Source organism: Aeromonas dhakensis (assembly GCF_000820305.1).
GTDB classification, from domain to species: domain Bacteria; phylum Pseudomonadota; class Gammaproteobacteria; order Enterobacterales; family Aeromonadaceae; genus Aeromonas; species Aeromonas dhakensis.
This window is the reverse complement of record NZ_CDBH01000022.1, coordinates 202,550-224,700: the sequence shown is the minus strand read 5'-3', so window position 1 is coordinate 224,700 and position 22,151 is coordinate 202,550. Positions and strand designations below refer to the sequence as shown.

The following is a 22,151-nucleotide window of genomic DNA, read 5'->3' as shown; positions in this document are numbered from 1 at the left end:
TCTTCCAGCAAGCTACGCTGACGCTGCTCGACTTCCTGTTGCTCTGTAGGGGAAAGTGCCCATGCATAGGAAGCGAACAAAACTAGAAAGAGTACAAATACAACATGACACACTGTCAAAACAGAACGCGGTAAGCGATGGTACATTGGGGTGAACAGCCTGAACTTTATTAATAAAACCGTTTATTATTTTTTGCTTTTTTATAGATAGGTCCGAATGGACCCTAAAAATAGAAATGATAATGGATTGTAATTTCATTTTCAAATAAAAAGGATCTTAAAACGACATGACCATGGCAGTGGAAATTCCTTAAAACCATGAAGCAATATCTCAGCATGCTTACCATCTAACACAAAAGCCACGACCCGGGTCGTGGCTTTTCGTTTGAATGCAGTGTCGTGGCATCAGGCCGTCTGCGGCTCGGGCTCGGACTCCGTATCGCTGTCTCGGCTGAAGTAGGCGCGGGTCTCGGCGATCACCACGTGGCGCAGGCCGATAAGGCCAATAAGGTTGGGCACCGCCATCAGGCCGTTGACGATGTCGGCCAAGAGCCAAATCATGTCCAGATGCAGGAAGGCGCCGCACGCCACCAGCACCAGGTAGACCAGGCGGTAGGGCTTGATCGCCTTCACCCCGAACAGGTACTCGGTGCAGCGCTCGCCGTAGTAGTTCCAGCCAAGGATGGTGGTAAAAGCGAAGAACAACAGGCCGATGCTCACCAGATACTGGCCGACATGGGCATCGAGCCCCTGGGCAAAGGCCAGACTGGTCATGGCCGCGCCGCTCGCATCGCCGCTCCACACCCCGGTCACCACCAGGGTCAGGCCGGTCATGGTGCAGATGATGATGGTGTCGATGAAGGTGCCGGTCATGGAGACCAGCCCCTGCTCCACGCAGGAATCGGTCTTGGCCGCGGCGGCCGCGATGGGGGCAGAACCCAAGCCGGACTCGTTGGAGAAGACTCCCCGCGCCACCCCGGACTGGATCGCCAGCATGATGCCGGCGCCGACGAAGCCACCGGTGGCCGCATGGCCGGTGAAGGCGCTCTGCAGCACCAGCGCCACTGCATCCGGCAGGACGGCGGCGTTGCTCACCAGCACGCCGAGGCAGGCAACGATGTAGAAGATGGCCATGAAGGGCACCACCTTGCTCGACACGCTGGAGATGGACTTGATCCCCCCCAGGGTCACCAGTGCCACGATCAGGGTCAGCAGCACGGCGGTCACTTCCCGGGGCACCGAGAAGGAGAGGCTCATGGCGTCACTGATGGCGTTGACCTGGGGGAAGGTGCCGATGCCGAAGAAGGCGACGCCGATGCCAAACAGGGCGAACAGTTTGGCCAGCACCTTGGAGCCGAGCCCCTTCTCCAGGTAGTACATGGGGCCGCCCGCCATCTGGCCGTTGGCGTCCTGCTGGCGATATTTCACCGCCAGCAGGCACTCGGCATACTTGGTGGCCATGCCGAACAGGGCGGCCATCCACATCCAGAACAGGGCGCCCGGGCCGCCCAGCTTGATGGCGGTGGCGACCCCGACGATGTTGCCGGTGCCTATGGTGGCGGAGAGGGCGGTACAGAGCGCGCCGAAGCTGGAAACATCCCCCTGCTTGCCCTGACCCTGATCGCGGCCAAAGACCAGACGCAGGGCGAGCGGCAAACGCACGACCTGAAGCAGACCCAGACGCAGAGTGAGGTAGACGCCGGTCCCGACCAGCAGGATCAGCAGGGGTGGACCCCAGATAAAGCTATCGATGGCGGCGAGCGCCGATTGAATTGATGACATGCATCCTCCTTAAGAAACAGAAATTAAGGAGGAGAAGGATGATCTTCCCATAGGTGTCGCGATCGGCCAGAGGCGATCGGATGCGGGCCAAAAACGTGTTCACACTCTTGCTGCGAGGTTGTGACCAAGGCTCATGCGCTGCTCGAAAGCCTCATGTATTCACATACACTCCGGTTCCTGCGCTGCTCTTTACCTTGCTGACGACCTCTCGTTACAGACCGTGAACAGTTTCAAGCTCAGGTACAACCATCCCATCCCCTCTGTCCTTTTGCCTGAGAGTTTCCGGCGCCGGATTGCGATGCAATCACGGTGCCTTGCTCCTTCGGCGCCCGATTCAACGGGTCTCTCCAGAGTATCGTCCAGTAGCAGTCCACACCGGTTGCCCGGTACCTGAAAGATTCACTTCTTCGGTGGATGGTTGCCCATCGCTCTCCTGCTACCTTCATCCGAACTAGTTTGGATTAGGAAGCGGGCATGGTAATCCAAAAAGTGTGAGCTGTCTCCCACTCGCGCCCCCTCGTCGCCGATTTTTTTCGATCCCGGCCAGGCTGAGGCCGAATGTTATTTGTTCGTTAACTATCAATACGTTAGACAAGGTTGCCTGCACAGCCTGCCGCTTGCTAGTCGAAACATGGGCCATATCAAGATGATCTTTCGTCTCGACCAGAAAAACTTGCCGACATATCCAATCAAAAGGGTTGCACACAAACGCAATAAGCCGATAATCCCGCGCATAACTAAGCACTTCGCAAGGAAGTTATGCAGTGTGCCTGGTTGGTCCCACCGGACCGCTCGCCTGACCCGGCCGTCGCCGGTTCAATCGCATATGGCTTGGGCATATCACGCCCCCTAAGGATGACCAAAAGAGAATGAACGAGACCCTGGTTGCACAAGATTACCGTCAGCTGGTTGAACAATTCGGCTCCCCCCTGCTGCTGCTCGACAAGGCAGCCGTCCGCAAACAGTATCGGGCCCTGGCCGCCGCCCTGCCCGATGTACGATTGCACTATGCACTCAAACCCCTGCCCCACGAGGCAGTGGTCTCTGTCTTGAAGGAAGAGGGGGCCTGTTTCGACCTGGCCACCAATGGCGAAGTGGATCTGGTGCGCAGTCAGGGTGTCCGCCCGGGACGCTGCATTCATACCCATCCCATCAAGCGCGACAGCGACATCCGCTATGCGCTGGAGTACGGCTGCACCGTGTTCGTCTACGACAACCCGCTGGAGCTGGAGAAGTTCATCCCCTACAAGGACGAAGTGAAACTGCTGCTGCGGGTCAGCTTCCCCAACCCCGAGACCAAGGTCGACCTCTCCAAGAAGTTCGGCTGCACTCCGGAGCAGGCGCTGCCACTGCTGCAGCTGGCCCATGCCAAGGGGATCAAGGTGATGGGGCTGTCGTTCCACGTCGGCTCCCAGGTGCCCCATGCCCGTCGCCACGTGCAGGCCATCGACGCCTGCCGCGAGATCATGGAGCAGGCCTGGGAGCTCGGCCTCAAGCCCTGGGTGCTGGATATCGGCGGCGGCTTCCCGGTGGATTATGAGGGCGGCGAGTTCGACATCGACGGCTTCTGCGCGCCGATCCGCGAGGCGCTGGCCAAGCTGCCGGCCACGGTACAGAAGATTGCCGAGCCAGGCCGCTTCATCAGCGCGCCGGCCATGACCTCGGTATCCAGCGTGATGGGCAAGGCCCATCGCGGCGACAAGATCTGGTACTACCTGGATGACGGTCTCTACGGCAGCTACAACGGCCAGCTCTATGATCACGTCACCTACCCGGTGAGCACCCCGCTGGCTCGCGGCGAGCTGCACAACTCTGTGCTCTCAGGCCCGACCTGCGACAGCGTGGACGTGATCCGCGACGGCATCATGCTGCCTGATCTGGCCATCGGCGAGCTGGTGGTGGGCCGGGTGATGGGGGCCTACACCTGGGCGTCGGCCTCCACCTTCAACTTCTTCCCCAAGGCGAACATCCTCATTCTGGACAGCAGCCAGAAAGGGCAGAAGATGGTTGCCGTGGCCTGACAGGCCTGCGCCAAAAACAGAAGGGGGAAGCCGATGCTTCCCCCTTCTTGTTATGGTCTGGCGAATCGTCAGATAAACTGGCTGGTCAGCAGCCAGCCGGTGTAGGCGACGAAACAGGCGAGCAGCACGCCCCCCTCCAGCCGGTTGATGCGCCCCTGCCCTTTGCGGCCCAGGCACATCACCAGCAGCAACAGGGTCAACCCCATCATCAGGCTCCAGTCGCGGGAGAGCACCTCCGGCGCCACGTCCAGCGGGTGGATGCCGGCCGCGATCCCGACCACCGCCAGGGTGTTGAACAGGTTGGAGCCGAGCACGTTGCCAAGGGCCAGATCATGCTCGTTCTTGCGAATGGCGATAAGCGAAGAGGCCAGCTCCGGCAGCGAGGTGCCGATGGCGACGATGGTGAGACCAATCACCAGATCGCTGATGCCAAAACCCTGGGCTATGGTCACTGCGCCCCATACCAACAGGCGGGAGGCACCGATCAGCAGCACCAGCCCGACTACCAGCCAGAACAGGGCCAGCTTGAGGGACATGCCCTCGCTGTCGATGCTCTCCTCGGTCTCCGCATCCAGCGCATCCCCCTTGCCGCGCATGCCGGCCCAGATAGACCAGCCCATCAGCGCCAGGAACACCACGCCGAGGATGGCGGCGTCCGTGCGATCCAGGCGACCATCCAGCAACAGGGCGCCGGAGAGCAGGGTGATGCCGAGCAGGATGGGGATCTCCTTGCGCACCACCTGGGAAGCCACGGCGATGGGGCTGATCAGGGCAGTCAAGCCGAGAATAAGGGCGATATTGGTGATGTTGGAGCCATAGGCATTGCCGAGCGCGAGCCCGGGGTTGCCCTGGGAAGCCGCCAGCGCGGAGACCACCATTTCAGGGGCCGAGGTACCAAAACCGATGATCACCATGCCGATGAGCAGCGGCGGCATACCAGCATAACGGGCGGTGGCGGCGGCACCGTCCACGAACTTGTCGGCACTCCAGACCAGCAACGCCAGTCCGGCAATCAGGGCAACAAAAGCCAGGGTCATATTTTTCTATCTCATCCACGGCAAACACGAGAGCCAGGCAACTTGCCTGGCTCCATCCAAACGCGGCAACAGTGTAACGGGCCGCCTTGCTATTTCAAGATGAAATCAAACGGCGATTAATCTTTCACAGCGCCGCCAGCAGGCTCTCGGCATCCGACACCTCGAACTTGCCCGGCGCCTCCACGAAGAGCCGCTCCACCACGCCGTCATTGGCGATGAGGGCAAAGCGCTGGGCGCGCACGCCGCCAAAGGCGCCGGTCTCCTTGGCCAGCCCCAGGGCCCGGGTCCAGCTGCCGTCACCGTCCGCCAACATGGTGATGGCAGCGGCGTTCTGGGCATCCTGCCACGCCTTCATCACGAAGGCGTCGTTGACCGACAGGCAGCAGATGGCATCCACCCCTTTGGCCTTGAACCGATCGGCCAGCACCACGTATCCCGGCAGATGGGCGTTGGAACAGGTGGGGGTAAAGGCGCCGGGCACTGCAAACAGCACCACCCGCTTGCCGGCAAACAGGCTGTGGGTATCCCGCTGCTGTTTCCCCTCTGGGGTGATGAAGGTGAATTCGCCCGCAGGCAGGGTCTGACCCATCGCAATCATTGTGCTCATCCTTAAGTGGAGGGAAGGAGCCCCAGTCTACCCCACGACCGCGCTGTGACACAGGCCCCCCTTTACCGGGATCATTTGAACTAACCTTGAGCAGGATCAGCCGACCAAGGAGGCTTCATGCAGCACTATTACGATGGACTGGAAATTCGCCCCTCCCCCCTGCGCGAGCAGCAGCAGCTGGATCAGCTCAACCACCTGCTTGCCCATGTCGGCCAGTATTGTACCGGTTACTCCAGCGCCTACCGCCAGCGCCGCCTGCAGGATCTGGGGGAGTTGGCCAGCCTGCCCCTGCTCAATGCCGGTGAGCTGTTCGCCGCCCAGCAGGCCCACCCGCCCTTTGCCGGCCTTACCGGCCGCCCCACCAGCCAGGCGCTGCGGGTGTTTGCCTGCCCCGGCCAGCTGGCCATTCCCGAATATGCCGGGGCCGACTGGTGGGGGGCGGCGCGGGCCCTGTTCGCCGCCGGTTTCAAGGCCGGGGAGGTGCTGCTCAACGGCCACGACTATCACATCAGCCCCACCGCCTTCATCTTCGACAACGGCGCCCGTCAGCTGGGGAGCCCGGTGGTACCCTGCGGCCCCCACGATACCCGCCGCCAGTTGGAGGCGTTGCAGCGCTTTGAGCCGACCGGCTTCGTCGGTCCGCTGGCGGTGCTGCTGGACCTGCTGGAGGCGGCAGAGCGGGCCGAGGTGCCGAGCGACAGCCTGCGCTGCGCCCTGCTTTGCGAATCGTCCCACCCCGATACCCGGCCGCTGCAGGCGGTGCACGGCATCCGCGCGCTCAACTGCCTGCTGCTGCAGGATGCCGGGGTGATCGCCTACGAGAGCCAGCCCGGCCAGGGGTTCATCGTCAACGAGAACTGTCTGGTCGAGATCATCGATCTGGCCAGCGGTGAGCCGGTCATCGGCGACGCCGTCGGCCAGCTGGTGGTGACCCGGCTCGATCTGGAGTACCCGCTGCTGCGCCTGGTGACCGAGTGGCAGGGCCACTGGCTCGCCGGTGCCAGCCCCTGCGGGCGCACCAACCGGCGGCTCAGGCTGGTGTGAGGTTCCCACCGCCCAAAAACAGAACGGGCAGCCACTGGCTGCCCGTTCTGCATGCAACGCCGCTCAGCGCCGCGCCTGCCAGGTGGCGATGGCGAGCAAAGAGTCGGGGGTGAATTCGGCGGCCCGCGCGGCTATCTCCGCCTGGCTCATCCAGTACACCTCGCTCACCTCTTCGGCTTGCAGCCGCAGCGGCCCCTGATAGTGGCAGCTGTAGAGGCCACCCCAGACCCGGTAGCCCTCCCCTTCGGCATAGAAGGTGCCAAAGCCCTGCAGCGGCACCCCTTCGATGCCCAGCTCCTCGGCCAGTTCGCGGCGGGCGGAGGGTTCCATCTGCTCGCCCGTGGTGACCACGCCGCCGGCGCAGGCGTCCAGCATGCCGGGGCAGAAATCCTTGCTGAGGGTACGCCGCTGCACCAGGATCCGGTCAGCCTCGTCGAGCACCAGGATATAGCTGGCGCGGTGGCAGAGGTTCTCTCGCCGCACCTTGGCGCGCTCGGCCACGCCGATCACCCGGTTCTCTCCATCCACCACATCCACCCACTCCACACGCAGACCCTTCTGATTCATCCAAGTGACCGCAGTATATCGGGGTAACGGCTTGTCATGGCAGCCTTTTTTCAATTGCGTCCCGGCCGGCCGCCGACGGCAAACCGGATTCATACAAACCTCCATAAATTGTCACATCCGTGTCACCTGACGAAGCCATAGTGTGCCCTGTCCACGCAACAGGTGTTTTGTGATGAAGGTGTTCAAGAACTTGTCTCCCCGCCAGATTGCCCGCTACATCAAGAGCTTCCATCACGGCAGCTTCATGGTGGAGACTCACGGGCGGTTCGAGTTCAGCGGCGGCGAGATCAATCTGGAGAGCCTGACCTGCCGTCAGACCCTGAGTCTGGCCCGGCAGATCAATCTGGAGGTTCGCGGCCTGCGCCACACCACCCTGCTGTTGGGGTAACTTCCATAGTCCTTTCTGTTTTGTAGTCTGCGTCCATGCTTTTACTACTTGCCCGCCGCTCACCAGAGTGCGGGCTTTTTTATGGACGACATCCCCCCATGCGGCTCAATGCTGCAGGATCTGGGAGAGGAACAGCTTGGTCCGATCCGACTGGGGGTTGTCGAAAAATTGATCCGGCACGTTCTCCTCGATGATCTGCCCCCGGTCCATGAAGATCACCCGGTCCGCCACCTGCTTGGCAAACCCCATCTCGTGGGTGACGCAGAGCATGGTCATCCCCTCGTGGGCCAGCTCCACCATGACGTCCAGCACCTCGCGCACCATCTCGGGATCCAGCGCCGAGGTGGGTTCGTCAAACAGCATCACCTGGGGGTTCATGCACAGACTGCGGGCGATGGCGACCCGTTGCTGCTGGCCGCCGGAGAGCTGACCCGGATACTTCAGGGCCTGCTCCGGGATCCGCACCCGACGCAGGAAGTTCATGGCGATCTCTTCGGCCTCCCTGCGCGGCAGCTGCTTGACCCAGATGGGGGCCAGGCAGCAGTTCTCCAACACGGTCAGGTGGGGGAAGAGGTTGAAGTGCTGGAACACCATGCCCACCTCCCGGCGCACCGCCTCGATGTTCTTGAGATCCGAGGTCAGGGCCGTGCCCTTGACCAGGATGTCCCCGCTCTGGTGCTCTTCCAGCCGGTTGATGCAGCGGATCATGGTGGACTTGCCTGAGCCAGATGGCCCGCAGATGACGATCTTCTCCCCTCTGCCCACCTGCAGGTTGATGTTGCGCAGCACGTGAAACTCACCGTACCACTTGTTGACTGCTTTCAGTTCGACAACAGCGTCCGTTTTCATCTCGAAACTACTCCTAATGCTTGTGGCCCGTGTTGAGTTTGCGCTCCAGATAGATGGAGTAGCGGGACATGCCAAAACAGAACATCCAGAAGATCATGGCGATAAAGACATACGCCTCGGTGGAATAACCCAGCCAGGCCGGATCCGCCAGCGCCACCTTGGAGATGGCCAGCAGATCGAACAGCCCGATGATCAGCACCAGGCTGGTGTCCTTGAACAGGGAGATAAAGGTGTTCACCAGCGAGGGGATGGTGATCTTGAGGGCCTGCGGCATGATGATGAGCCCCATCACCTTCCAGTAGGAGAGCCCCAGGGCCTCCCCCGCCTCGTATTGCCCCTTGGGGATCGCCTGCAGCCCGCCTCTCACCACCTCGGCCACATAGGCCGCCTGGAACAGGATGATGCCGATGAGCGCCCGCAGCAGCTTGTCGAGCTCCACTTCGGTACTCATGAACAGCGGCAGCATGACGGACGCCATGAAGAGCACTGTGATGAGCGGCACCGCCCGCCAGAACTCGATGTAGACGGTGCAGAGGCTGGCGATGACCGGCATGTGGGAGCGACGCCCCAGCGCCAGCAGGATGCCGAACGGCAGCGCAACCACTATGCCCACCACCGCCAGCACCAGGGTCAGCATCAGCCCACCCCAGCGGTTCGTCTCCACCACCTCCAGCCCAGCCCCGCCATGGATGAGGAAGAAGGCGATGACAGGGAATACCAGCAGGGTGAACAGCGCCAGCAACCCCTTGCGCGGGGTCTTGGGCCAGATGAGCAGGGCCAGCAACACCGCCAGGCCGGCGAAGGTAAGGTTGATGCGCCAGTACTGATCGGCCGGGTAGAAGCCATAGAGGTACTGCCCCAGCCGGCTCTCGATGAAGATCCAGCAGGCGCCGCCCTGGCCGCAGGCCTCGCGGCTGCTCCCCTGCCAGGTGGCGGAGAACAGCGCCCAGTCCAGGGCAAACCAGATCAGCGGCAGCAGCAGATAAGCCAGCACCAGGGTCAGCAGGCCGTTCCACCAGTTGGGAAACAGATTCTGCCTGAGCCAGGCGACCAGGCCCCGGCGATGGCTGGGAGGCGGCAGAACCTCCTGCAATTCGTTCACAAACATGACTGCTCCCTAGCGCTCAACCAGCGTCATTCTGCGGTTGTAGATGTTCATCAGCAGCGAGGTGGTGATACTGATGACGAGATAGACCCCCATGGTCATGGCGATGACCTCGATGGCCTGCCCGGTCTGGTTGAGAGTCGTCCCCATGAACACTGACACCAGATCCGGATAGCCGATGGCCGTAGCCAGCGAGGAGTTCTTGGTGAGGTTCAGATACTGGCTGGTCAAGGGAGGGATGATGACCCGCATCGCCTGGGGAATGATCACCAGCCGCAGCGTCTTGGCGGGTGAGAGCCCGAGGGCGGAGGCCGCCTCCGTCTGCCCCTTGCTGATGGCCATGATGCCGGAGCGCACTATCTCCGCGATGAAGGCCGCCGTGTAGATGGTGAGCGCCAGCAAGAGGGCCGCGAGCTCGGGCAAGACCGTCAGACCGCCCCGGAAGTTGAACCCCTGCAGGGCTGGCACGCTCCAGCTGAGCGGGCTGCCCGCCAGCAGGAAGGCGGCGGCCGGGAGCAGAATGACCAGGGCAGCCACGCTGCGCCAGAACGGGAATATCCTGCCGGTCAGGGCCTGACGGCGCCGGGCCCAGCGGCTCAGCCCCCAGCTCAGCACCACCGCCAGCACCAGTGCCCAGAGCACGTAGCCGAATCCCTCTTCGAACAGGGGCTTGGGCAGATAGAAGCCCCGTACGTTGAGGAAGGCGAGCCCCCCCAGATCCACGCTCTGGCGCGGAGATGGCAGGGTGCGCAGCACCGAGAAGTACCAGAAGAAGATCTGCAGCAGCAGCGGGATGTTGCGAAACGTCTCTATGTAGACGGTCGCTATCTTGGCTACCAGCCAGTTGCGCGACAGGCGCGCCACCCCGAGCATGAAACCGAGCAGGGTGGCAAACAGGATGCCGAGCACGGAGACCAGCAGGGTATTGAGCAGCCCCACCAGAAAGGTACGGCCGAAAGTATAGGTCTCGTCATAGGGGATCAGGCTCTGCAGAATGCCAAAGCCCGCCGTATTGCCCAGAAAATCGAAGCCGGTGGTGATGCCACGGGTGGCCAGATTGGTCAGGGCATTGTGGATGATGTAGAACAGGAAGCCGACCACGACCGCGATAGCCAGGCACTGGAAGATCAATGCCCGCACCTTGGCGTCATACCACCAGCGGCCCTGTTCCTTCCTATGGTTTGATGCGTGTAACGCCATGAGGATGACTCCGACAAAGCCAGGGGAAATGGGGGGCCTCGGCCCCCCGATGGTTGTCGACTCAGCGGATGGGCGGCGCGTACATCAGGCCACCCTTGTTCCAGAGCGCATTGATGCCACGCTCGATCTTGAGGGGGGAGCCGGCACCGACGTTGCGGTCGAAGGATTCGCCATAGTTGCCGACCTGCTTGACGATGTTGTAGGCCCACTTGTCATCCAGCCCGAGCACCGACCCCTTGGGCTCTTCCAGCCCCAGCAGACGGCGGATATCCGGGTTGGTGGACTTGAGCATCTCGTCCACGTTGGCACTGGTGACCCCGGCCTCCTCGGCGTTGAGCATGGCGTTGAGGCTCCAGCGCACCACCTTGAACCACTGATCGTCACCCTGGCGCACGGCAGGCCCCAGCGGCTCCTTGGAGATCACCTCAGGCAGCACCATGGCCTCCGCCGGCTTGCTGAGCTTGATCTTGAGGGCATAGAGCTGGGACTGATCCGAGGTCAGCACGTCGCAGCGGCCCGCCTCGAACCCCTTGACGGTCTGATCCGAGGTATCGAACACCACAGGGGTATATTTCATGCCGCCATTGGCGCGGAAATAGTCCGCCAGGTTGAGCTCTGTGGTGGTGCCAGACTGGATGCAGACGGCGGCACCGTCGAGCTCCTTGGCGCTCTTCACCCCGAGGGACTGCTTGATCAGAAAGCCTTGGCCATCGTAGTAGTTCACCCCGGCAAAGGTCAGACCCAGCGACCCGTCCCGGGTCAGGGTCCAGGTGGTATTGCGCGACAGCAGATCCACCTCGCCGGATTGCAGGGCGGTGAATCGCTCCTTGGCGGTGAGGGAGACATACTTCACCTTGCCGGCATCCCCCAGCACGGCTGCAGCCACGGCGCGGCACACATCCACGTCCAGACCGGTCCAGGTGCCCTTGGCATCCGGGTTGGAGAAACCCGGCAGGCCATCACCCACCCCGCACTGCACGAATCCCTTCTTCTTGACGGCATCCAGGGTGCCGTCTGCCCATGCATTGGCTGCCACCAGCGACAGCACCATCACCATACCTGCCTTGTGTATCTGCTTCATCTCACGCTTCCCTGTGGTTTGATTCAAATAGGCACCAGAACCTGGCAAGATGCCTTCGTTTCTCTGCTTTTTCACAGCTTATCGAGCGGCTCAAAAACCTGTCAATCGGTGCAAGCCGGCCCAACCTTGGTGCAGCAGCACAAAATAGGTCAACGGGCCGATATGCACTCTTAGAATTAAAAATAGACCCTTATTCGCAAAATGGCCTACGGTTCCAAGCCCCCGATAATGTGAGGATTATTTTTCGCAAAAAATCGGACGCACCGGATTGGGGCAGAAAAACGCGCTGACAACGCATTTATCGGGCGCATTTTGCTAACAACAGGGCCCGTTATTGGGGGGAATGAACCAATACCGGGCAACCGTAAGAGAGGGATGAAAGGTGGATACGGGGGCGTAAACGCCGGAAAGAGACCGGAGCCACACCACCGTACTCGGCGCGCACCATCCGGTCGGCAGGATCAATTGCCGCGCGGGCCGTTCTCGATGTCGGTGACCACCCCGTTGCGCACGGTGACGAAACGCATGAACTCGTTCTTGCCGAAGTTGTAGGTCCAGCGCTCCCCATACTTCACCTGCACCAGGTTGCCGAACTGGTTCTCCTCGTTGCGGGTCAGCTCCTCGCGCAGCATGGGCTCGCCGCACTTGATCAGCATCTCGGCGGTGCTGTCCCCTTCGGTGATCAGAGCATTTTTGCAGCGCATGGCGCCGGCACTGGCCGGCAGACTCAGCAGCAGGGCCAGCAGGGTTCCGCCAACCAGCGGCAGTGACTTCATCAATAGCTTCATCTGTGACTCCATTTGAACAGGGCGCTGCCCAGGGTGATGCAGCAGAGCGTAAACAACAGGACCCAGCCCAGTGGCGCCGCCACCTCGGCCCAGCCTGCCCCTTCCAACATGACGGCGCGGGCCGCCGCGATGATCTGGCTGAGCGGCAGCCAGGCCGCCAACTGCTGCAGCCAGGCGGGAGCCCCTTCCAGCGAGAACCAGACGCCGGAGAGGAACATCATCGGCATGCTGATGACGTTGAGCAGCCCGCTCGCCAGCTCCTCGTTCTGGATGCGGGCCGCCACCAGCAGGCCGAGAGACGCCATGGCCGCCCCGCCCAGCAGGGCGATCAACAGCAGCAGCCAGCCCGAGCCGAGCAGCGGCACCCCGAGCAGAAAGTAGGCCACCAGAAACACCAGCAGGCTCACCACCAGGGTGATCAGGATGCGCGACAGCAGCTGGGCGCAGAGAAACTCGGCAGCCGAGAGCGGAGTGGCCCCAAGCCGCTTGAGCACCCCGTTCTTGCGGTAACGGACGATGACGAAGCCCACCCCGAACAGGCCGGAGAACATCAGGTTCATGCCGATCACCCCGGGCAGCAGCCAGTCGCCATAGCGAATGGCGCGCCCGCTCAGGGTCTCCCGCACCAGCTGCACCGGCACGGCCTGGCGCAGCAGGTACTCGACCATGGCGCCCTGGGGGGCGTCCGGGTTGATCCAGTAACGGTCCGTGCCGGGCGAGAGCAGCAGATCCAGCTGGTGGTGGCGCACCTTGAGCCGGCCCTTCTCCTCTTCGTCATAGGGGATGATCTTGAGCAGCGGCACGGCGCGCAGCGGGGCATAGGCTGCGGGCAGCTCCCCCACCACCCCCATCTGCACCAGCGGCTTGGGCGGGCCGGAGAAGATGAGGGTGAACCCCAGCACCAGCAGCAGCGGAAAGGCCAGGTTCCAGATCAGCGCGGCCCGATCCCGCACGAACTCCAGGTTGCGGGCATAGAAGAGCGCCCCGATGCGCTTGAGGGATCCCGTCATCTGGTGCTCCTTGGGCTGGCAGGCTGGGACGGCATGCCGGCAGGCGCCGCTGCGGGATGCCACGGGGCCGCGTTCATGCGCCGCTCCGCAGGCTATGGCCGGTCAGATGGAGGAAGAGATCCTCCAGATTGGGGGAGCGCACCTGCATGCCGGTCAGCGGCACGCCCAGACTCAGCAACCGTGGCAGCAAGTCCGCCACGTCGGGGCAGCTCAGCTCCACCTGCTCGCCCAGCGGGCGCAGGGGATAACCGAGACTGGCGAGGGCCGGGTGAGCCGCCAGGCGCACCAGCACACCGTTAAAGTGTTGGGCCAGCAGGGCGACCGGGGTATCCAGGCTGAGCAGATGGCCGTGATCGACGATGGCAATCTGATCGCACAGCTGCTGGGCCTCGTCCATGTAGTGGGTGGTGAGCACCACCGTCTTGCCCTGCGCCTTGATCGCCTCGATGCGCTGCCAGAAGTGGTGGCGGGCCTGGGGATCGAGACCCGTGGTGGGCTCGTCCAGAAACAGCAGCTCGGGGTCGCCAAGCAGCGCCAGCGCCAGCAGCAGCCGTTGCCGCTGACCGCCGGAGAGCTTGCGACTGTCCCGATCGATAAATTCTCCCAGCGCACACAGCTCGATGAGCTTAGCCTGGGGCAAGGGGGCCGGGTAGAGGCTGGCGAACAGCCGCAGGGTATCGCGCACCGTCAGGAAATCCTGCAGCGCCGTGTGCTGGAACTGGATGCCGATGCGGGAGCGGTAGTCGGGGCCGCGGGGGGCACCGTGAAACAGGATCTGGCCGCTGTCCGGGGTGAGGATCCCCTCCAGCAGCTCTATGGTGGTGGTCTTGCCGGCCCCGTTCGGGCCGAGCAGGCCGAAACAGCTGCCGGCGGGAATGGCAAAGCTGAGCCCGTCCACCGCCTTGACGCCGGGGAAGTGCTTGACGAGATCGACGACTTCGATGATGGCAGCCATGGGCGCTCTCCCAGCAGGAGCCATGACTATATCCAAAAGCACAGGCGCTGCCCATGCCCCGCCGCGCGCGGCGCAAAAAAACAGACGGCGACCCGAGGGTCGCCGTCTGTATCAATCAAGCCAGCCGGATCACAGGATGTCCAGCAGCTCCACTTCGAATACCAGGGCGGAGTACGGCGGGATGGAACCGGCACCGCGTGCGCCGTAGGCCAGATCCTGCGGAATGTAGAGCTTCCACTTGGAGCCAACCGGCATCAGTTGCAGCGCTTCTACCCAGCCGGCGATCACGCCAGTTACCGGGAATTCGGCCGGCTGGCCGCGGGCGACGGAGCTGTCGAACACGCCACCGTGGGTGAAGGTACCATGGTAGTGCACGCGCACGGACTGACCGGCTACGGGTACGGCACCGTTGCCTTCCACCAGCACTTCGTACTGCAGACCGGACTCGGTGGTCTTCACTTCGGCGCGCTTGGCGTTGTCGGCCAGGAAGGCTTCGCCTTCGGCGGCGGCAGCCTTGGCAACGGCTTCCTGCTCTTCCTGCATGCGGGCAGTGATGACCTGGAAGGCATCGTTGATATCGTCACGGCTGACCGCGAACTCCAGACCATTCAGGGCATCTGCCAGACCTTGCTGCAGGGCCGGGATATCCAGACCGGCGAAGGCTTGCTGCGCCAGTTGATCACCCATGTTGCGGCCGATGCCATAGCTGGCCTTCTGTTCGATAGAGTCGTATTGGGACATTGAGAAGTTGCTCCGGGTCCTGAGGGTAAAAGAGACGGGATAATATCAGACTTTTGCGCCGGGTGCTGCCGCCCGTCCCCAGTTTTGCCCCCAGGTGGGAGGTGCCTCACATCAGCCCCCCTCATCCCCGCCCCTTCTCCCGCCAGGGGAGAAGGGAGCAAAACAGAGCACCATCACCCCTGCTCACATTCAAGCCGTATCAGGCCCTGTCCAGCAGGGCCCGCACCGCCGCGACCTTGGCGCCGTCGGTGATATTGACCCGGCCGTCGTCCGAGGTGCCCATGTTGACGCCCATGAAGAGACATCATGCCGCCGTGCGGCTCGTATCAGGCCCTGTCCAGCAGGGCCCGTACCGCCGCTACCTTGGCGCCGTCGGTGATATTGACCCGACCGTCGTCCGAGGTGCCCATGTTCACTCCATGAGGCACCATGCCGCCGCGCCAGCCCATGCCGGACATGTGCACCTCGTTTACCCCGGTAAACTCGATGATGGTACGCACGTTGTCGGCATTGACCCCGGCACCGGGCATCAGACTGGCGCGCCCCGCCAGCGCCTGCTGCATCGCCTGCAGGGTCTCGAGCCCCGCCAGCGCAGTCGGCGCATGGCCCGAGCTCAGAATTCGCTCGCAGCCGGCGGCAACTATGGTCTCCAAGTCGAGGCGCCAATCAGAGGAGAGGTCGATGGCGCGGTGGAAGGTGACACCAAGGGGCCCCGCCGCCTCCACCAGCTGGCCGAGTCTGGCGGCAGGCACCCGACCCTCCTCGTCCAGCAGACCGACCACCACCCCCTGCAGGCCGGCGGCACGGGCCGCCGAGATATCCTGCAGCATCATCTCGAACTCCCCCTCGCCAAAGCAGAAGTCGCCGGCCCGGGGCCGGATCATGGCGTAGACGGGAATAGTGGCATGGCGCGCCGCCAGCTGCATGAAGCCATAGGAGGGGGTCAGACCGCCCAGCCCCAGCGCAGAGCAGAGCTCGATGCGATTCGCGCCAGCCTCCTGAGCGGTGAACAGGGATTCCAGGTTGTCGATACAGATTTCAAGAGAGGTCATGATGGACTCCTTTATTGGGGAGATCAGACCCCGGATCTGATCTCATAAATTGAGCAAGGCGGCCCCGCGCACCCCACCGGCGCCGCCGAAGCGGGCCTCGCGGATCTCGGGCAGGGCGACCCCGGGCAGCAGATGGCCAGGCAGGCGCAGCGGCAGCTGTTCGTAGAGCGCGGGCAGGCCGCTCAGACCGCCCCCCAGCACCACCACATCGGGGTCGACCACCGAGATGGCGGTAGCCAGCCCGGCAGCCATGATTTCGAGCCAGCAGTCGACCGTGGCCACTGCATGGGGCTCGTGCGCCTCGAAGCGCCCCACTATCTGGTGGCCGCTGGCACGCTGGCCGTGAAAGTGATGGTAGAGCCGCTCCAGCCCGGTGCCGGAGGCATAGGTTTCAAAACAGACCAGGCGACCGCAGCCGCAACGGGGACGAGGCAGGTCGGGGTACTTCATCAGCATGGTGGCCGGCAGCGGGTAGTGGCCTATCTCCCCCGCCAGCCAGTTGCGGCCCTGGATCAGCTTGCCCGCCAGATAGACGGCGCCGCCGATGCCGGTACCTATGGTGACGCCGAGGGCGCTGTCGGCCCCCGCCGCCGCCCCCTGATGTACCTCGGACCAGAGGAAGCAGTTGGCATCGTTGTCCACCTTGACCGGTCTGCCCAGCAGTTCGGCCAGATCGGCGCCCAGGTGGCGACCATTGATGGAGGGCAGATTGGCCGCCACTATGCTGTGGTCGTGCCGGTTGAGAATGCCGGGAAAGCCGATGCCCACCGCACCGCGCGCGCCGAAACGGGCATCCGCCTGTTCGACCCGCTCGCGAATGAGCTGCTGCAGCCCCTGATAGTCATTGCCGGGAGTGCTCATGCGCTCCTCGTGGCAGAGATTCAAGGCGCCGTCATAGACGGCGAACGCTATCTTGGTGCCACCAATATCAAAGCCGTAATACATGCCACACTCCCTTGTCGGTGAGCCGCCTCACCTCAGCCTGTCCAGAGGGGGACATTGTATTAATTCGCAAAAAAAATAAAGTGACCGAGGGCGAAAAACGGGAGAGAGATCAAAGCAAACGAAACATTTGTCGCTGCAGGCAGGGCTGGCCGAGGCTCATCAGGGTGCGCTCCTGGCCATCGAAGACGAAGCCGCGGCGCAGATAAAACCCCTCACCTATGTGGTTGCCATCGAGCAGCCACAATCTGACGCCTTCACAGCCGGCGCGCCGCATCTGCATCGCCACCGCCTGCCACAGCCGCTTGCCGTGGCCCTGGCGCCAGTGGTCGGGATGCAGGTAAAAAGCGCGGATCCAGGCGGTGGGGTACTCCCCCGCCAGCTCCGGCTGCCAGTAGAGCAGGCCGATGACCACCTCGTCCTGGCACAGCAGCATGGGCCTTGGGCCCGTCTCCGCCAGTCGGCGCTGCCAGATCTGCAGGTGCTCGGTGACCGCCAGCTGGGCCAGCATGTCGGTACCGAGCACGCCGCCATATGCGGCGAGCCAGCTGGCCCGCTGCATCACCGTCATGGCGGCGGCGTCATCGGGCCGCGCCATGCGCAGGCTTATGCCTTGCATTGGGGCACCAGTCCGGAGGCGCGGGCCTGCTGATAGAGCGGCACGGCCTCAGCCTGCTGGGCCTGCAGCTCGGCGATCCGGCTCTCGTTGCTGGGGTGGGTGGAGAGCAGCTGGGGCGGCGCATTGCCGCCCGCGGCCGCGCTCATGTTTTGCCAGAGCGGGATCGCTTCGGCGGGGTTGAAACCGGCGCGGGCCATCAGATCCAGCCCCAGCCGGTCCGCCTCGCTCTCCTGCTCGCGACCATAGGGCAGCATGACGCCGACCTCGACCCCGAGCCCCAGCGCTGCCATGGTGGCACCGCGGTATTCGCTGCTGCCCATGGCGATGTCGGCCGCCGCCAGCCCAAGGCCGGTCAGCTGACTGCGGGAGAGCCGCTCGTTGGAGTGTTGGGCCAGCACGTGGGTCAACTCGTGGCCGATGACGGTGGCGAGCTGATCCTGATTCTTGGCCACCTTGAGCAGGCCGCTGTAGACCCCGATCTTGCCACCGGGTAGGGCGAAGGCGTTCACCTGCTTGGAGTCAAACACCACCACTTCCCAGTTGGTGATGCCGTAGCTGGCGGGCACCTGGGCGGTCACCGCCTTGGCGACGCAGGAGACATAGGCGTTCACTCTGGCATCCTTGCTCACCTTCTCCTGCTTTTTCATCTGCTCAAAGGAGTCAGCCCCCAGCTTGCTCATCTGCTGGGGCGAGAAGAGCAGCATCTGGCTGCGACCGGTGGGAGACTGGGCACAGCTGGCGAGCAGGGTCGTACAGAGTGCCGCCAGGCCAAGCTTGAACAGGGGAGATGTCATGGAGGTGTCCTTCACCATAAAGATGCCCTATTTTCGGAAATGCGGGCGTCCGGTGCAAGTCGACAAATCACCCGGTCCGGCGAAAGCGGTCACAGCCGGCCCCAAAAAGAAAACGGGCCCCGCGGGGCCCGTCTGGCAGAGGAAACCGGCTTACATGATGCCCAGTTTCTTCAGGTCGGCTTCGACCACCTTGGCCGGTACCGGTACGTAGCCATCTTTGGCGACGATGTTCTGGCCCGCCTTGGAGAGCACCATCTTCAGGAACTCTTGCTCCATCGGGGAGAGCGGCTTGTTCGGGTGCTTGTTCACGTAGACGTACAGGAAGCGCGACAGCGGATACTTGCCGGTGATGGCGTTGTCGGAGGTCGCTTCGATGAAGGTCTTGCCATCCTTGGAGAGCGGTACTGCGCGCACGCCGGAGGTGACGTAACCGATGCCGGAGTAGCCGATGCCGTTCAGGGAGGAGGAGACCGACTGCACCACGGAGGCAGAGCCCGGCTGCTCGTTCACGCCGCTCTTGAAGTCGCCGTTGCACAGGGCGTGTTCTTTGAAGTAGCCATAGGTGCCGGAGACGGAGTTGCGACCGAACAGTTGCAGATCCTTGCCGGACCAGGAGCCGTCCAGACCCAGGTCGGCCCACTTGGTGGCCGCCTTGGCTTCACCGCACTTGAGGGTGCTGGAGAAGATGGCATCCAGTTGCTGCATGGACAGGCCCTTGATGGGGTTGTCCTTGTTGACGAACACCGCCAGGGCATCGACCGCGACGCGGATGGCGGTCGGCTTGTAGCCGTAGCGCTTCTCGAACGCCTCTTCCTCGCCGGACTTCATGGCGCGGCTCATAGGGCCAAACTGGGCGACGCCTTCGGTCAGCGCGGTCGGCGCGGTAGAAGAACCGGCGGCCTGGATCTGCACGTTGACGTTGGGGTACATGCGCTTAAATTCTTCGGCCCACAGGGTCATCATGTTGGCCAGGGTATCCGAGCCGACAGAGGACAGGTTGCCCGAGATGCCGCTGGTCGGAGTGTAATCCGGCAGATTTTTATCCACACCGGCAGCCAGGGCGCTGACGGAAAACAGGGTTGCTGCGGTGAATCCGATTACACCAGCCAGTTTGTTGAGTTTCATCCAATCTCTCCAAGGTTGCAGAACGCAGTCCATCAAAACACGGGTTAACTTGGCTCAGTGCCGGTCATCCGACCGGGGCGCTGAATGTCATTCCCTGCCCTCTTTGGCCCGACTCCGGGGCGGTGGAAGGCAGTCATCAATCTGAGGCCGAAACGTGGTGGCATCCCGAGTGGGGCGATCGACCGGTCTCGTTTCATTCTCTCCCTGCGCCGCACTGGCACAGGTCCGTTCTCAAGACGGCGCCAGTATCTGACCTGGCAGTGACAAATTTATGGATTTAATGTGACACTTTAATGACATGGCGAGGCTTTTGACCAAATGAAAAAAGGGCCGCCATCGCTGCCCTCTTTTCATCGCTAACCCATTGCTTGAAAAGCTTATTTCAACACCACCATGCGAGCGGGGATGAGGAAGCTGAAACGGCTGCCAAGGCCGACCCGACTCTCGATGTCGAGCTGGCAGTCGTGGTGACTCAGGGCATGCTTGACGATGGCAAGGCCGAGCCCGGAGCCGCCAGTGTGCCGCGAGCGCGCCTTGTCGACCCGGTAGAACCGCTCGGTGAGCCGCGCCAGGTGCTCGGGCGGGATCCCCTCCCCCTCGTCCTGCACCGCAAACAGCGCCATCGTCCCCTGTTTGCGCCACTCCACCGTGATCTTGCGCCCCGCCGGGGTGTAGTGGATGGCGTTGTAGACCAGGTTGGAGACGGCGCTGCGCAGCTGATCCTGATCGCCGCGCACCAGCAGATTGGGCTGCACCATGAACTCGATCTGGTGGGCCCGCTCGCCGGAGAGCGCCCGCGCCTCCTGCTCCAGCAGCCCCAGCATGGCGGGCATGTCCACCAGATGGGAGAGATCCACGGTGGGCGCCGCCTCGATGCGCGACAGGGTGAGCAGCTGATTGACCAGGTTGTCCATGCGGATGGTCTGCTCCATCATCACCCTGTGCGCCTTGGCCCACATGGCGGGCGGCGGCGGCTCCTCGGTCATCTCCAGATAGCCCTTGAGCACGGTGAGCGGGGTGCGCAGCTCGTGGGAGACGTTGGAGACGAAATGCTTGCGGGTCTTCTCCAGGCTGCGCAGCCGGGTCACGTCCCGCACCACCAGCATGGCCTGATCCTCGGCGTAGGGCATGATGCGAAACTCGAGAAACTTCTCCTCATTGATGGGCGAGGTCATCTCGAACGGTTCGTCATACTCTCCCTTGCCAAGGTAGGCGCCGAAGGCGGGATTGCGAATCAGGTTGCCGATGTGCTGACCGGCATCCTCCGGCCAGCGAAAACCGAGCAGTTGCTCCGCCAGCCGGTTACACCAGAGGATGCTGCCGTCGGTGCGAAATACCACGGCCGCATCGGGCAGTGCCTCGGCCCCTTCCCGAAAGCGGCGGATCAGACCCGCCAGCTCGCGGCGGCGGGCCCGGTGGCGCTGCTGCAGCTTGTAGATGCCGTTGAAGATGTACTCCCAGCTGCCGCTGCCGTTGGGAGGCACCAGGCTGCGATCGTGCCACAGCCAGTCCGACAGCCGCTTCTGGAAACGGTAGTGCCAGCCCAGGTGCATGACGGTAGCCAGCAACAGACACAGGGCCAGACTCTCCGTCAGCCAGCCGACCAAGACGAAGGGCGCATAGAAGAATGCCATTCGCCACAACTGGCGCCGCCAGGCGTATGGTTGCAACATAAGTGCCTCTTAGAGACGGGTTGAGAAGCGATAGCCCGCGCCGCGCACCGTCTGGATCAAGCGATCATGCCCCGTCTCTTCAATGGCCTTGCGCAGGCGACGGATATGCACATCCACGGTTCTGTCCTCGACGTACACATTGGTACCCCAGACGTTGTTGAGCAGCTGCTCGCGGCTGTAGACCCGCTCCGGGTGGGTCATGAAGAAGTGCAGCAGCTTGAATTCGGTCGGCCCCATGTCGAGGGCCTTCTCCTCGGCGCTGACCCGGTGGGAGACAGGGTCCAGCTTGAGCCCCTGCACCTCGATCACCTCGTCCACCGAGGTGGGAGAGACGCGGCGCATCACCGCATGCAGGCGGGCGGTCAGCTCCTTGGGGGAGAACGGCTTGGTGATGTAGTCATCGGCCCCTGCCTCCAGCCCGCGCACCTTGTCCTCTTCCTCGCCGCGGGCGGTCAGCATCACCACCGGGATCTGGCGGGTCACCTCATCCTGCTTGAGCTGCTTGATAAACTGGATGCCGCTGCCGCCTGGCATCATCCAGTCCAGCACGATGAGTTCGGGGTAGGGTTCGCGCACCTTCGCCAATCCGTCGGCAAAATCTTCAGCTTCTACTGTTTCATATCCCTTCTGCTCGAGCACGAAGCAGAGCATTTCGCGGATCGGTGCTTCGTCCTCGACCACCAGAATTCGCTTAGCCATATCCCTTCTCTCTCCTCTGTGAAGATGGGTGCGCCAATTATTAGAACTTTCTGTGACACTTTTATGACTTTAT

At 62.8% G+C, this 22,151-nt stretch carries 23 protein-coding genes and 1 riboswitch; of the genes, 3 read left to right on the top strand and 20 right to left on the bottom strand.

What is annotated here, in order from left to right; genetic code table 11:
• Nucleotides 1-404: 404 nt before the first annotated feature.
• Complete coding sequence (locus tag BN1143_RS04220) at nt 405-1,781, bottom strand: alanine/glycine:cation symporter family protein (protein WP_042049764.1); 1,377 nt, start codon at nt 1,779-1,781, stop codon at nt 405-407.
• A 250-nt stretch (nt 1,782-2,031) separates the two neighbouring features.
• Nucleotides 2,032-2,142: riboswitch (glycine riboswitch) on the bottom strand.
• Between the two features lie 508 nt (nt 2,143-2,650).
• Here BN1143_RS04220 and BN1143_RS04215 point away from each other — a divergent pair.
• Nucleotides 2,651-3,802, top strand: a complete 1,152-nt coding sequence (locus BN1143_RS04215; RefSeq protein ID WP_017780614.1) for a type III PLP-dependent enzyme — start codon at nt 2,651-2,653, stop codon at nt 3,800-3,802.
• A gap of 68 nt (nt 3,803-3,870) precedes the next feature.
• Here BN1143_RS04215 and BN1143_RS04210 read toward each other — a convergent pair whose 3' ends face one another.
• Complete coding sequence (locus tag BN1143_RS04210) at nt 3,871-4,839, bottom strand: calcium/sodium antiporter (RefSeq protein ID WP_005298570.1); 969 nt, start codon at nt 4,837-4,839, stop codon at nt 3,871-3,873.
• A gap of 124 nt (nt 4,840-4,963) precedes the next feature.
• Nucleotides 4,964-5,437, bottom strand: coding sequence for a peroxiredoxin (locus BN1143_RS04205; protein WP_017783489.1), 474 nt, complete (start codon nt 5,435-5,437; stop codon nt 4,964-4,966).
• 126 nt (nt 5,438-5,563) lie between these two features.
• Between BN1143_RS04205 and BN1143_RS04200 the strand changes: the two genes are divergently transcribed.
• Nucleotides 5,564-6,490 carry a phenylacetate--CoA ligase family protein gene (locus tag BN1143_RS04200; protein ID WP_042049763.1) on the top strand — a complete coding sequence of 309 codons (927 nt, stop codon included), beginning with the start codon at nt 5,564-5,566 and terminating at the stop codon, nt 6,488-6,490.
• Nucleotides 6,491-6,553: 63 nt separating this feature from the next.
• Here the strand turns inward: BN1143_RS04200 and yfcD are convergent, their stop codons facing one another.
• Nucleotides 6,554-7,057 carry an NUDIX hydrolase YfcD gene (yfcD, locus tag BN1143_RS04195; RefSeq protein ID WP_042049762.1) on the bottom strand — a complete coding sequence of 168 codons (504 nt, stop codon included), beginning with the start codon at nt 7,055-7,057 and terminating at the stop codon, nt 6,554-6,556.
• Between the two features lie 172 nt (nt 7,058-7,229).
• Between yfcD and BN1143_RS04190 the strand changes: the two genes are divergently transcribed.
• Nucleotides 7,230-7,445, top strand: a complete 216-nt coding sequence (locus tag BN1143_RS04190) for a DUF1107 domain-containing protein (RefSeq protein WP_005298562.1) — start codon at nt 7,230-7,232, stop codon at nt 7,443-7,445.
• Between the two features lie 105 nt (nt 7,446-7,550).
• Here the strand turns inward: BN1143_RS04190 and BN1143_RS04185 are convergent, their stop codons facing one another.
• From BN1143_RS04185 to phoB, 16 genes are all read right to left on the bottom strand, one after another.
• Nucleotides 7,551-8,294, bottom strand: coding sequence for an amino acid ABC transporter ATP-binding protein (locus BN1143_RS04185; RefSeq protein ID WP_005298561.1), 744 nt, complete (start codon nt 8,292-8,294; stop codon nt 7,551-7,553).
• A gap of 13 nt (nt 8,295-8,307) precedes the next feature.
• Complete coding sequence (locus BN1143_RS04180) at nt 8,308-9,402, bottom strand: amino acid ABC transporter permease (RefSeq protein ID WP_042049760.1); 1,095 nt, start codon at nt 9,400-9,402, stop codon at nt 8,308-8,310.
• Between the two features lie 9 nt (nt 9,403-9,411).
• Complete coding sequence (locus BN1143_RS04175) at nt 9,412-10,599, bottom strand: amino acid ABC transporter permease (protein WP_231570555.1); 1,188 nt, start codon at nt 10,597-10,599, stop codon at nt 9,412-9,414.
• Between the two features lie 61 nt (nt 10,600-10,660).
• Nucleotides 10,661-11,680 carry an amino acid ABC transporter substrate-binding protein gene (locus BN1143_RS04170; protein ID WP_005298555.1) on the bottom strand — a complete coding sequence of 340 codons (1,020 nt, stop codon included), beginning with the start codon at nt 11,678-11,680 and terminating at the stop codon, nt 10,661-10,663.
• A gap of 461 nt (nt 11,681-12,141) precedes the next feature.
• On the bottom strand, nt 12,142-12,468 hold the full coding sequence (locus BN1143_RS04165; RefSeq protein WP_010634719.1) for a DUF2845 domain-containing protein: 327 nt from the start codon (nt 12,466-12,468) through the stop codon (nt 12,142-12,144).
• Entirely contained in the window at nt 12,465-13,478 is a 1,014-nt protein-coding gene (locus tag BN1143_RS04160; protein WP_042049758.1) for an ABC transporter permease, read from the bottom strand. Before BN1143_RS04160 ends, BN1143_RS04165 begins: the two co-directional genes overlap by 4 nt.
• Nucleotides 13,479-13,551: 73 nt before the next feature.
• Nucleotides 13,552-14,433, bottom strand: coding sequence for an ABC transporter ATP-binding protein (locus BN1143_RS04155; RefSeq protein ID WP_042049757.1), 882 nt, complete (start codon nt 14,431-14,433; stop codon nt 13,552-13,554).
• 129 nt (nt 14,434-14,562) lie between these two features.
• Nucleotides 14,563-15,174, bottom strand: a complete 612-nt coding sequence (locus tag BN1143_RS04150; RefSeq protein ID WP_005298548.1) for a BamJ family beta-barrel-assembly machinery protein — start codon at nt 15,172-15,174, stop codon at nt 14,563-14,565.
• Nucleotides 15,175-15,373: 199 nt separating this feature from the next.
• The gene (locus BN1143_RS04145) at nt 15,374-15,469 is read right to left on the bottom strand and encodes a hypothetical protein (protein WP_029305957.1); all 96 of its coding nucleotides are present in this window, start codon (nt 15,467-15,469) and stop codon (nt 15,374-15,376) included.
• 31 nt (nt 15,470-15,500) lie between these two features.
• Nucleotides 15,501-16,226, bottom strand: coding sequence for a copper homeostasis protein CutC (locus BN1143_RS04140; RefSeq protein ID WP_042049756.1), 726 nt, complete (start codon nt 16,224-16,226; stop codon nt 15,501-15,503).
• Nucleotides 16,227-16,268: 42 nt separating this feature from the next.
• The gene (locus BN1143_RS04135; protein ID WP_010634724.1) at nt 16,269-17,171 is read right to left on the bottom strand and encodes an ROK family protein; all 903 of its coding nucleotides are present in this window, start codon (nt 17,169-17,171) and stop codon (nt 16,269-16,271) included.
• 109 nt (nt 17,172-17,280) lie between these two features.
• Nucleotides 17,281-17,787: a GNAT family N-acetyltransferase gene (locus BN1143_RS04130; RefSeq protein WP_017783481.1), complete on the bottom strand. Its 507-nt coding sequence runs from the start codon at nt 17,785-17,787 to the stop codon at nt 17,281-17,283.
• On the bottom strand, nt 17,775-18,581 hold the full coding sequence (locus BN1143_RS04125) for a M48 family metallopeptidase (RefSeq protein WP_017785985.1): 807 nt from the start codon (nt 18,579-18,581) through the stop codon (nt 17,775-17,777). The genes BN1143_RS04130 and BN1143_RS04125 overlap by 13 nt, the downstream gene beginning before the upstream one ends.
• Before the next feature lie 150 nt (nt 18,582-18,731).
• Nucleotides 18,732-19,706, bottom strand: a complete 975-nt coding sequence (locus BN1143_RS04120; protein WP_005298532.1) for a PstS family phosphate ABC transporter substrate-binding protein — start codon at nt 19,704-19,706, stop codon at nt 18,732-18,734.
• A 377-nt stretch (nt 19,707-20,083) separates the two neighbouring features.
• Nucleotides 20,084-21,379, bottom strand: a complete 1,296-nt coding sequence (gene phoR, locus BN1143_RS04115; protein WP_005298529.1) for a phosphate regulon sensor histidine kinase PhoR — start codon at nt 21,377-21,379, stop codon at nt 20,084-20,086.
• A gap of 9 nt (nt 21,380-21,388) precedes the next feature.
• Nucleotides 21,389-22,078 carry a phosphate regulon transcriptional regulator PhoB gene (gene phoB, locus BN1143_RS04110; protein WP_005298527.1) on the bottom strand — a complete coding sequence of 230 codons (690 nt, stop codon included), beginning with the start codon at nt 22,076-22,078 and terminating at the stop codon, nt 21,389-21,391.
• Nucleotides 22,079-22,151: the final 73 nt, after the last annotated feature.